The 10,127-nt window shown below is 63.8% G+C and carries 7 protein-coding genes; 4 read left to right on the top strand and 3 right to left on the bottom strand.

What is annotated here, in order from left to right; translation table 11 throughout:
- Nucleotides 1–103: 103 nt before the first annotated feature.
- From HB860_RS04015 to HB860_RS04005, 3 genes are all read left to right on the top strand, one after another.
- The gene (locus tag HB860_RS04015; RefSeq protein ID WP_247625800.1) at nt 104–1,969 is read left to right on the top strand and encodes a beta-N-acetylhexosaminidase; all 1,866 of its coding nucleotides are present in this window, start codon (nt 104–106) and stop codon (nt 1,967–1,969) included.
- 200 nt (nt 1,970–2,169) lie between these two features.
- A complete protein-coding gene (locus tag HB860_RS04010) occupies nt 2,170–3,723 on the top strand; it encodes a methyl-accepting chemotaxis protein (protein WP_139435563.1) in 1,554 nt (517 codons plus the stop codon).
- Nucleotides 3,724–3,800: 77 nt separating this feature from the next.
- A complete protein-coding gene (locus HB860_RS04005; protein WP_139435565.1) occupies nt 3,801–4,157 on the top strand; it encodes an MGMT family protein in 357 nt (118 codons plus the stop codon).
- A 20-nt stretch (nt 4,158–4,177) separates the two neighbouring features.
- On the opposite strand, the gene HB860_RS04000 is transcribed toward HB860_RS04005, so the two are convergent.
- Together HB860_RS04000 and topA are read right to left on the bottom strand one after the other, a co-directional pair.
- Entirely contained in the window at nt 4,178–4,348 is a 171-nt protein-coding gene (locus HB860_RS04000) for a hypothetical protein (RefSeq protein ID WP_162852227.1), read from the bottom strand.
- Between the two features lie 115 nt (nt 4,349–4,463).
- Complete coding sequence (gene topA, locus HB860_RS03995; RefSeq protein ID WP_247625799.1) at nt 4,464–7,085, bottom strand: type I DNA topoisomerase; 2,622 nt, start codon at nt 7,083–7,085, stop codon at nt 4,464–4,466.
- Between the two features lie 360 nt (nt 7,086–7,445).
- On the opposite strand from topA, the gene astB reads away from it, so the two are divergent.
- On the top strand, nt 7,446–8,783 hold the full coding sequence (astB, locus tag HB860_RS03990) for an N-succinylarginine dihydrolase (protein ID WP_202046423.1): 1,338 nt from the start codon (nt 7,446–7,448) through the stop codon (nt 8,781–8,783).
- A 245-nt stretch (nt 8,784–9,028) separates the two neighbouring features.
- Here astB and sohB read toward each other — a convergent pair whose 3' ends face one another.
- The gene (gene sohB / locus HB860_RS03985) at nt 9,029–10,036 is read right to left on the bottom strand and encodes a protease SohB (RefSeq protein WP_247625798.1); all 1,008 of its coding nucleotides are present in this window, start codon (nt 10,034–10,036) and stop codon (nt 9,029–9,031) included.
- Between the last annotated feature and the right edge of the window lie 91 nt (nt 10,037–10,127).

The raw sequence follows: 10,127 nt of genomic DNA, 5'->3' as shown, positions 1-10,127 counted from the left end.
GCCCAGTCGGAGGCCTACCCATGCCTGCATCCTTGAGCCCTGTTCACGCCGGGCCACCTGCGGGAGAGGCTCCCATCTTGTTCACCCCATCAGAGGAATACCCATGTCTGCACCCCTGATCCATACCCAGATCGACCGTCGCGACGGTGAAGACGTCTGGTTCCGCTTCACCCTGAGCCAGCTCCCGGCCAGCCCCTGGAAGCTGCACTTCTGCCTGACCCGCCACATAGATCCCCAGTCGGTGGAGGGGGGCTCCCTGGCGCGCCAGAGCGGCAGCTACAAGGTACTGGTGCCCCATGAGGGGGTCAGCGAGCTGCGTTTTTGCTGCCGCAACACCCCCATCAAACGCTACTCCGATCTGCCCCAGGGCTTCTTCCTCAGCCTGACGGACCAAGGCGCCCAGGCCCAGCTGCAACCCGTGGTGCAGGCGGGCCAGGATCTCGGCCTGCCGCCGAGCCCGGCGGCGGCCCCCGATCTGCCCGAGGTGGAGCCCGCCAACGGCATAGTGCCCCAGCCGGCTCAGCTGCGGCTGCCGGAGGGCAACTTCCGCCTGGCCGAGCGGGCCCATGTCAGCGGCCCTGTCTCCCTCGCTCCCCTGCTGGCCCATTTCAACGAGCTGACGGGGCTTGCCCTGACTCAGGATCACGACGCCGAGATCCACCTGGTCGAGGCCCAGCTCCCCCAAGAGGCATACCAGCTCGTCATCACCCCCGAGGAGATCCGCATCCGGGCCGCCGGCGAGGCGGGCTGGCGCCACGGTCTGGTGACCCTGGCCCAGTGGGCCCTGCAACACGGGGAGAGCCTGCCCTGCCTCGAGGTGGAGGATGCGCCGCGCTTCGGTTTTCGCGGCATCTTCCTCGACTGCGCCCGCCACTTCCACTCCATCGCCACCCTCAAGCGCCTGCTCAAGCAGATGAGCCTCTACAAGTTCAACCGCTTCCACTGGCACCTGACCGATGACGAGGGGTGGCGCCTCGAGATCAAGGCCTTCCCCCAGCTGACCGAGGTGGCGGCCTGGCGGGGACATGGCCTGGCGGTCGGTCCCCAGCTCAGCGGCGGCCCCGAGCCCTATGGCGGCTACTACACCCAGAGCGAGGTGCGCGAACTGGTGGCCTATGCCACCGGGCTCGGCATCACCATCATCCCGGAGATAGACATCCCGGGTCACTGCCACGCGGCCATCAAGGCGCTGCCCGAGCTGCTGCGGGAAGAGGCGGACCACTCCCGCTACCTCTCGGTGCAATATTTTGACGACAACGTGCTCAACCCTGCCCTGCCCGGCACCTATCGCTTCCTGGAGGCGGTGATCGACGAGGTGTGTGCGCTCTTCCCCGGCACTCAGGTGCACATGGGGGGGGACGAGGTACCGACCGGGGTCTGGACCGACAGTCCCGCCTGTCAGCAGTTGATGGCTGAGCAGGGCTACTCCGATTGCCGGGAGCTGCAGGGCCACCTGCTGCGCCACTGCCAGCAATACCTGGCGGCCAGGGGCAAGCAGATGCTGGGGTGGGAGGAGATACTGCACGGGGACAAGGTGAGCCGGGACGCCACCATCTTCGCCTGGACCAGCTTCCAGGCAGGGCTGGATGCCGCCTCCGCGGGCTACCCCGTGGTGATGGCCCCGGCCCAGTCTCTCTATCTGGATCTCGCCTGGAGCCCGGACATCCATGAACCCGGGCTCTACTGGGCGGGAACCCTCAATCTGGAGCAGGTCTACCGATGTGATCCTGCGCCAGCCGATTTCCATGCCAACGATAACATCCTGGGGGTGCTGAGCCCCTTGTGGTCGGAACTGATCACCTCTCGCGATCGTCTCGACTACATGTTGTTCCCGCGCATGCTCGCCACGGCCGAGGTGGCCTGGAGCGACCCCGCCCGCAAGGCCTGGGATCACTTCGCCGCCCGTCTGCCCGGCCAGCTGCAGATCCTCGATCAGTTACAGGTGCGTTACCGGGTGCCACAGAGGTAGTGTTGTCTTTCTCTTTTTGGCGACCTTTTGGTCGCCATTTTTTTACCACCAAACAACAGAAATCCAACCTGGCCCCTACTTTTACTCCGCCTTTGTTGGCAAAATAAGGCCCCCGATGAGGCCGGGCAAGACGCACTGCGCCCGGGCCAGCATCCGGCTCAACCACAATAACAACCAGCAACGCATCGGAGCTTATCCCTATGGCCCGCAAACACGTCCAGATCCAGGACAGTGAAGTTGAGTTCCCCGCCGACGTGCAACTCGTCTCCACCACGGATCTGCGCGGCGTCATCACCTACGCCAACCCCGCCTTCTGCCGCATCGCTGGCTACCATGTCGATGAACTGGTCGGACACAACCACAACCTGGTGCGTCACCCCGACATGCCCAAGGCCGCCTTCGCCGACCTCTGGGATCGCCTCAAGGAGGGCAACCCCTGGCGCGGCATGGTCAAGAACCGCTGCAAGGATGGCCGCTATTACTGGGTCGACGCCTATGTGACCCCCATCTACGAGAACGGCAAGATAAGCGGCTACCAGTCGGTGCGCTGCAAGCCGGAGCCCCAACTCAAGCGGGTCGCCGCCCAGGCCTATCAGGCTCTGCTCAAGGCCGAACAGGGCGGCGCCAGCAAGCTGCCCTCCCTGCACAGTGCCAGACCCCTGCTGCTTGGCCTGCTGATGCTGGTGCTCTTTGGCTGGGCGGCCTTCTCCCAGGGGGCCCTGACGGTGCTGCTGATGCTGCTGCCCCTGCTGGCCGTCGCCGGCACTTACTGGCGCGAACTCATCTCGCTGCCACGCTACCTCAAGCGGCTCGGCCAGCAATATGACAGTCTGACCCGGCTGGTCTACTCGGGGGACGCCCCCGGCGCCATCGCCGATTTCCATCTCAAGATGCTGCAGGCCCGCATTCGTACCGTGCTGGGTCGGGTCAACGACGCCACCCATCCCCTGCAGACCCTGGCGACCGACCTGCAGGACTCTTCCCATCAAGCCTTCCTCGACATCAACGAGCAGGATGCCCAGACCCAGCAGATGGCCGCCGCCATGACCCAGATGGCCAGCACGGCCCACGAGATAGCGCGCAACATCCAGGACACCAACAGCCAGGTGACAGAGGCACGCAGCAGTTGCCAGCACACTGTGCAGCAGCTGGATCAGACCGAGCAGCAGATGGAGCTGCTGGCCAGGCAGGCGGAGCATGCCTTCCACTCCGCCGTCGAGCTGGCGAACGAATCCGAGCGGATCGGCAGCGTCATGGGCGAGATCCAGGGCATCGCCGAGCAGACCAACCTGCTGGCGCTCAACGCCGCCATCGAGGCGGCCCGGGCCGGTGAGCAGGGACGCGGCTTTGCGGTGGTGGCGGACGAGGTGCGCACCCTCTCCACCCGCACCCACAAGGCGACCGAGCAGATCCAGGGCAGTATCCGCCAGATCCAGCAGACCCTGGGTCGCTGGCAGGGGATGATGCAGGACAACCTGGCCCAGACCCGTGAGTGCGCCCTGATGACGCGCCAGGGCTCCGGCAACCTGCATCTGGTGCTGGGGGAGATAGATCAGGTGACCGAGTTCTCCACCCAGATAGCCGCCGCGGCCGAACAGCAACAGGCGGTGGTGGAGGAGATCAGCCGCAACATCCACCAGATCTCCCAGTACTCCCGCGCCAACAGCCAGAAGATCCAGGCGGTGGACAACTCCAGCCAGGAGCTGCTCAAGCGCGCCAGCGAGCTCAGGGGGCTGAGCCAGACCTTCGGCTGAGCCGGCTCCCCTGTTGCCCCCCAGACCACGGAAGCGCCACAATGATGGCGCTTTTGTCTCACGCCGAGTAACGCACCATGATGATGACCCCTCCCCCTTCCCCCTTGAACAAGGTGGCGCGCATCGAGGCTATCCTGGCCCTGATCCCGGTCGGCCGGGTGGTGAGCTACGGCCAGGTCGCCGATCTCGCGGGCCTGCCCGGGCGGGCGCGGCTGGTGGGAAAAGTGTTGCGGGAGACGGACAAGACGCTGCCCTGGCATCGCGTGCTGGGCGCAGGCGGTGCCATCTCCTTGCCCAAGGGCTCGGCGGGTTTTGCTGAACAGGTAGGAAGATTGCAGGAAGAGGGGGTGCCGGTGATCAAGGGGCGGGTCAGGATGCGGGAGTGGCAGTGGCAGCCCGACCTCGCCGAGCTGCTCTTTCTGATCCCGTTCTAGTCCCTTTCTGGGCGATTTCGCTAGTCGCTGGCAAGGGGGCCCAGGATGTCGTCGCAACGTACCTGCACCGGTATGGTCTCGTCTTCCCGCTGCAGCAATACCAGCAGACTCTGCCTGTCCACTTCCAGCACATAGGCCGTTCCTTCCCGCGTCAGGCAGGTCATGCCTGGCCGGATTTCATGTATCTCCATGACAACCTCCCTGTCTTGTGCTGCCATCCATGCAGCCCTCTCAGTATACCGCCATCTCCCAATAAAAAGGCCCCTGTACGGGGCCTCTTTCATCATGATGTGAGCAATGGCGCGATCAGGACTTCTTCGCCTTGGCCAGACTTTCCTGCCACTTCCCGTTGTCGTAATGGGCGGTCCAGCCCGTCGCCTTGCCGTTCACCTCCGTCATCACGTACTGCTCCTTGCTCTTGCGGCTGAAGCGCACCACGGATGCGTTACCGTCAGGATCTGACGCCGGGGCGTCGGCCAGGTACTGATGCTTGGGCGACAACCGATCGCGGAAGCGCTTGAGCTCCTCCACCAGAGGCGCGCGAGTCTCACGGGATTTCGGGAAGTTGCTGGCGGCCAGGAACAGGCCGGCGGCGCCATCACGGAGCACGAAGTGGGCGTCGGACTGGGTGCACTTGAGCTCGGGCAGCGGCACCGGATCTTCCTTCGGCGGCGCTATGTCACCGTTTTTCAGGATCTTGCGGGTGTTCTTGCAGGTCTCGTTGGTGCAACCCATGTACTTGCCGAAGCGGCCGTTCTTGAGCTGCATCTCGGAGCCGCAGCGATCGCACTCGATGCTCGGCCCTTCATATCCCTTGAGCTTGAACTGGCCCTGCTCGATTTCGTAACCGTCGCAGTCCGGGTTGCGGCCACAGACGTGCAGCTTGCGGCTGTCATCGATGATGTAGGCATCCATGGCGGTGCCGCAGACGCCGCAGCGGTGCTTGGCACGCAGCGCCTCGGTTTCGGCCTCATCCCCGTCGGTGGCGGAGACGAACTCGTCGGCGCTGACCAGGTTGATGGTTTTCTTGCAGCGCTCTTTGGGCGGCAGGGCATAGCCGGAACAGCCGAGGAAGACCCCTGTGGTGGCGGTACGGATCCCCATCTTGCGGCCGCAATCCGGGCAGTCGATGTCGGTCAGCACCATCTGGTTGGCGCGCATGCCCCCCTCTTCCGCCGGCTTGTCGGCCTGCTCCAGCTCCTGGGTAAACTCGGCGTAGAAGGCGTCCAGCACCTTCTTCCACTCCAGGCTGCCTTCGGCGATGCCATCGAGCTTGTCTTCCATCTTGGCGGTGAACTCGTAGTTCATCAGCTCGACGAAGTTCTCCACCAGGCGGTCGGTGACGATCTCACCCATCTTCTCGGCGAAGAAGCGGCGGCTCTCGACCCGCACATAGCCGCGATCGACGATGGTGGAGATGATGGAGGCGTAGGTGGACGGACGGCCGATGCCGCGTTTTTCCAGCTCGCGCACCAGGGCCGCCTCGGTGAAGCGGGCGGGCGGCTTGGTGAAGTGCTGACGGGGATCCAGCTTGACCAGTTTGAGGATCTCGCCGACGGTCACCGCCGGCAGCTGGCTGTCTTCCCCCTTGCGGCCCATGGGCGGCAGGGCCTTGGTCCAACCGGCGAAGCGCAGGGTGCGGCCACGGGCCTTGAGCTCGAACTCGCCCGCCTTGACGGTCAGGGTGGAGGAGTCGTACTGGGCCGGGGTCATCTGGCACGCCACAAACTGGCGCCAGATGAGGTCATAGAGCCGCATGGCGTCCGGCTCCATCCCTTCCAGCATCTCGGCAGTCACCTGCACGCTGGAGGGACGGATCGCCTCGTGGGCCTCCTGGGCATTGGCCTTGGCACCATAGAGGTTCGGCTCGCTCGGCAGATAGGCGGCGCCATACTGCTCGCCGATATATTCGCGCACCGCCTCGACCGCCTCTTTGCTGAGGTTGGTGGAGTCGGTACGCATATAGGTGATGTAACCCGCTTCGTAGAGACGCTGGGCCATCATCATGGTCTTCTTGACCCCGAAGCTCAGCCGGGTGGAGGCCGCCTGCTGCAGGGTGGAGGTGATGAAGGGAGCGGACGGCTTGGAGCCGGTCGGCTTGTCTTCCCGGTTCACCACCTTGTAGTCGACCCCTTCGAGGGCGGCCACGGCGGCGAAGGTCTCGGCCTGGGTCACCGGCTTGAAGTCGACGCCGTTGCGGCTGACCACTTCCATCCGCAGCTCGCTCTTCTCGGCGGTGAGCAGGTCGGCGTTGAGATCCCAGAACTCCACCGGCACGAAGGCCTTGATCTCGCGCTCTTTGTCGACGATGAGGCGCACCGCGACAGATTGCACCCGGCCGGCGGAGAGACCGCGGGCCAGCTTCTTCCACAAGAGCGGGGAGACCATGTAGCCCACCACCCGGTCGAGGAAACGACGGGCCTGCTGGGCGTTGACGCGGTGGATGTTCAGCTCGGACGGCTGGGCGAACGCTTCCTGGATCGCGGTCTTGGTGATCTCGTTGAACACCACCCGCTTGTAGCGGCTGTCGTCGCCGCCGATGATCTCCCGCAGGTGCCAGGCGATCGCTTCCCCTTCTCTATCCAAGTCGGTTGCGAGATAGATGGTGTCGGCCTTGGCGGCCAGACTTTGCAACTCGCTGACCACTTTTTCCTTGCCGGGCAAAATCTGGTAGTTGGCCTGCCAGCCGGCGGTCGGGTTGATCCCCATCCTGGAGAACAGGGCGTTGCGATCCTTGGCCGCCTTCTCGGATTCGCTGAGCTTGATGCCGCGAATGACAGGTTTTTTGGGCTCTGTGCTGGCGCTGCCGCTGGTCGGCAGATCGCGCACGTGACCGACGCTGGATTTCACCACGTAGTCCTTGCCCAAATATTTGTTGATGGTCTTGGCCTTGGCCGGAGACTCCACTATGACCAGTGATTTGCCCATGCTGTAACTATTATCCTCATTGCACCCGACGGGGTTGGCGTGCGGTTTTGTGGGGCTGTATAAGAGATTTGACGGGAAAAAGCAATCTTGTGAACAAATTTGCCATGCAGCCCGAACCGCCTTGCTTCTTTATTTATTAATGCGAAGGGGACGCGCGGGAAGCAACCGCTTTTTTGTTTTTATGCTATATCCCCCCCTTTTTTAGATTGGAAATGACATATCCAGCCACCCCCGTCACATAAAAAACCATCTTGGTTATCAGCTTGTTACAAAGGATGAAATCTCTTTATAATGGCCGCACGCCGCAGCTTTGTGCGCGGAAGGAACCGCTCCCCATATAAAAATCGAAAGGATGTAGTCATGAAGCACTTCGAGGTCAACTTCGACGGCCTGGTCGGCCCCACCCACAACTATGCCGGTCTCTCCTATGGCAACGTGGCGTCCCAGAGCAACGCCAAGGAGGCGTCCAATCCGAAGGAGGCCGCCAAGCAGGGGCTGCGCAAAATGAAGGCGCTGACCGAGCTCGGCATGACGCAAGGGGTGCTGGCGCCGCAGGAGCGGCCGGATCTCGCCACCCTGCGCCGCCTCGGCTTCACCGGCAACGATGCCAGCGTGCTGGCCCAGGCCGCGAAACAGGCCCCCGCCGTGCTGGCCGCCTGTTACTCCGCCTCCAGCATGTGGACCGCCAACGCCGCCACCGTCTCGCCGAGCGCCGACACCCAGGATGGCCGCATCCATTTCACCCCCGCCAACCTGACCAACAAGTTCCACCGCTCCCTGGAGCCCGAAGTGACCGGTCGCATCCTGCGCGCCGTGTTCAACAACGACCGTCACTTCAGCCACCACCAGCACCTGCCGGAGAACGACCACTTCGGTGACGAGGGGGCAGCCAACCACACCCGGCTGTGCCGCGCCTATGGCGAGGCCGGGGTCGAGCTGTTCGTCTATGGCCGCAGCGCCTTCGACGTCTCCCAGCCGGCTCCCAAGCGCTACCCGGCCCGCCAGACCCTGGAGGCGAGCCAGGCCATCGCCCGCCTGCACGGCCTGGGGGAAGAGAGCGCCGTCTTTATCCAGCAGAACCCGGACGTGATCGATCAGGGGGTGTTCCACAACGACGTGATCGCGGTGGGCAACCAGAACGTGCTCTTCTTCCACCAGCAGGCGTTCCTCAACACCGCCTCGGCCCTGGCCGAGGTGCGCACCAAGTTCGGCGAGGGGGAGCTGCACTTCATCGAGGTGCCGACTGCCGAGGTGTCGGTGCAGGATGCGGTGAAATCCTATCTGTTCAACACCCAGATCCTGACCCTGCCCTCCGGCGAGATGGCGATCATCGCCCCCACCGAGTGCCGTGACAACCCGGCGGTATCCGCTTATCTGGCCAGGCTGGTGACCCTGGGCACCCCCATCAAGGGGGTACATTTCATGGACGTGAAGCAGAGCATGCGCAACGGCGGCGGCCCCGCCTGCCTGCGCCTGCGGGTCGCCATGAACGACGCCGAGCTCGCGGCGGTCAACCCGGCCTGCCTCATCAACGACAGCCAGTTTGCCCGTCTGGACAACTGGGTCGAGCGTCACTACCGCGACAGCCTGTCGCTGGACGATCTGCGCGATCCTGCCCTGGTGCTGGAAACCCGCACCGCCCTGGACGAGCTGACCCAGATCCTCAAACTCGGATCCGTCTACCCCTTCCAGCGCTGAGCACAGGCTCGCAGCGAAGCCGCGACATCAGCATAAACAGAGAGCCGGGCAATGCCCGGCTCTCTTGTTAGTCCTTTGCACTGAGCTATAAAACCTGTTCACGAGCTGTAGCGAGAGATCGTCAGCAAGGTGAAGAGCAGCACAGGAACCGGAGTGTGTAGATACACATGAGAACTCTTGGTTACAAACAAGCGAGCAGCACATGAGCCTTGATCACGACCTCGCAGTAAGCTCGAAACAGGTTCTCAGCGCCAGGGGCTCTGCTGCCACAGGCGACCAAGGGCGCCTTCCAGCGCCTGGGCCCCCTGCTGACCCAGCCGCTGGGTCAGGCTCTTGGGCTTGCGGTAGCTGATGCCGACCACCTTGTGGTGGCTGGCCTGGGCCAGCAGGTAGTCATCGCTGGTGCAGAGTGCATCCACCAGACCGAGCTGCTTGGCCTGACTCGCCAGCCAGTGCTCCCCCGTGGTGACCTTGTCGATGTCGAGGCCGGGTCTGTGCTCGGCCACGAACCCCTTGAAGCGCTCGTGGATGGCTCCCAGCTCCTCGCGAAACTTCTCCCGCCCCAGATCGTCGTTCTCGCCGAACATGGTGATGGTGCGCTTGTACTGGCCGGCGGTGTGCATCTCGAACTCGATGTCATGCTTTTTCAGGAGTTTGTTGAAGTTCGGCAACTGGGCTATCACCCCGATGGAGCCGACGATGGCGAAGGGCGCCGCCAGTATCTTGTCCGCCACGCAGGCCATCATGTAGCCGCCGCTCGCCGCCACCTTGTCGATGGCCACCGTCAGCGTGATGTCCTTGTCCCGCAGGCGCTGCAGCTGGGAGGCCGCCAGGCCATAGCCGTGCACCACGCCGCCGCCGGACTCGAGGCGCAGCAGCACCTCGTCACCGGGCCGGGCGACCCCAATCACGGCGCTCACCTCTTCCCGCAGGGAGGCCACCTCCCTGGCGTCCATGCTGCCGTGAAAATCGAGCACAAAGAGCCGGCTGCGCTCGTCCTCTGTCTTGGCGCGCGCCTTCTCCTCGGCCTTGCGCGCCTTGTCCATCTGCTTGCGCTCGGCCTTGCCTGCCAGGGCCGATTGCAGCTGATGACGCCCCTGCTCCAGCTCCCGGGAGAGATCGGTCACCACCAGCTCCCCCTTGCGGGCCCTGGGCTGACGGCTGCTCACCACCATCAGGACGACGGCGCCTATGGCCAGCAGTAAGGTGAGGGTCTTGGCCAGAAACAGGCCGTATTCGGTCAGAAATGCCACTTGATGCTCCGCGCTATGTTCGGTTTTTTCACATAGTAAGGAGTTTGGCTGCATGGTGCAAAAACTCTGCCATGGGCCAGGGGCAGGCAGC

The sequence above is a fragment of the Aeromonas genomosp. paramedia genome (assembly GCF_023093515.1).
In the GTDB taxonomy this organism is placed as follows: domain Bacteria; phylum Pseudomonadota; class Gammaproteobacteria; order Enterobacterales; family Aeromonadaceae; genus Aeromonas.
Note: the sequence above shows the minus strand (reverse complement) of the source record. Positions and strands in the feature narration are given on the sequence as shown.

Coding starts and splice junctions, on each gene's coding strand:
- HB860_RS04015 (WP_247625800.1), top strand. CDS start 104: ATGTCTGCACCCCTGATCCATACCCAGATCGACCGTCGCGACGGTGAA.
- HB860_RS04010 (WP_139435563.1), top strand. CDS start 2,170: ATGGCCCGCAAACACGTCCAGATCCAGGACAGTGAAGTTGAGTTCCCC.
- HB860_RS04005 (WP_139435565.1), top strand. CDS start 3,801: ATGATGATGACCCCTCCCCCTTCCCCCTTGAACAAGGTGGCGCGCATC.
- HB860_RS04000 (WP_162852227.1), bottom strand. CDS start 4,348: ATGGAGATACATGAAATCCGGCCAGGCATGACCTGCCTGACGCGGGAA.
- topA (WP_247625799.1), bottom strand. CDS start 7,085: ATGGGCAAATCACTGGTCATAGTGGAGTCTCCGGCCAAGGCCAAGACC.
- astB (WP_202046423.1), top strand. CDS start 7,446: ATGAAGCACTTCGAGGTCAACTTCGACGGCCTGGTCGGCCCCACCCAC.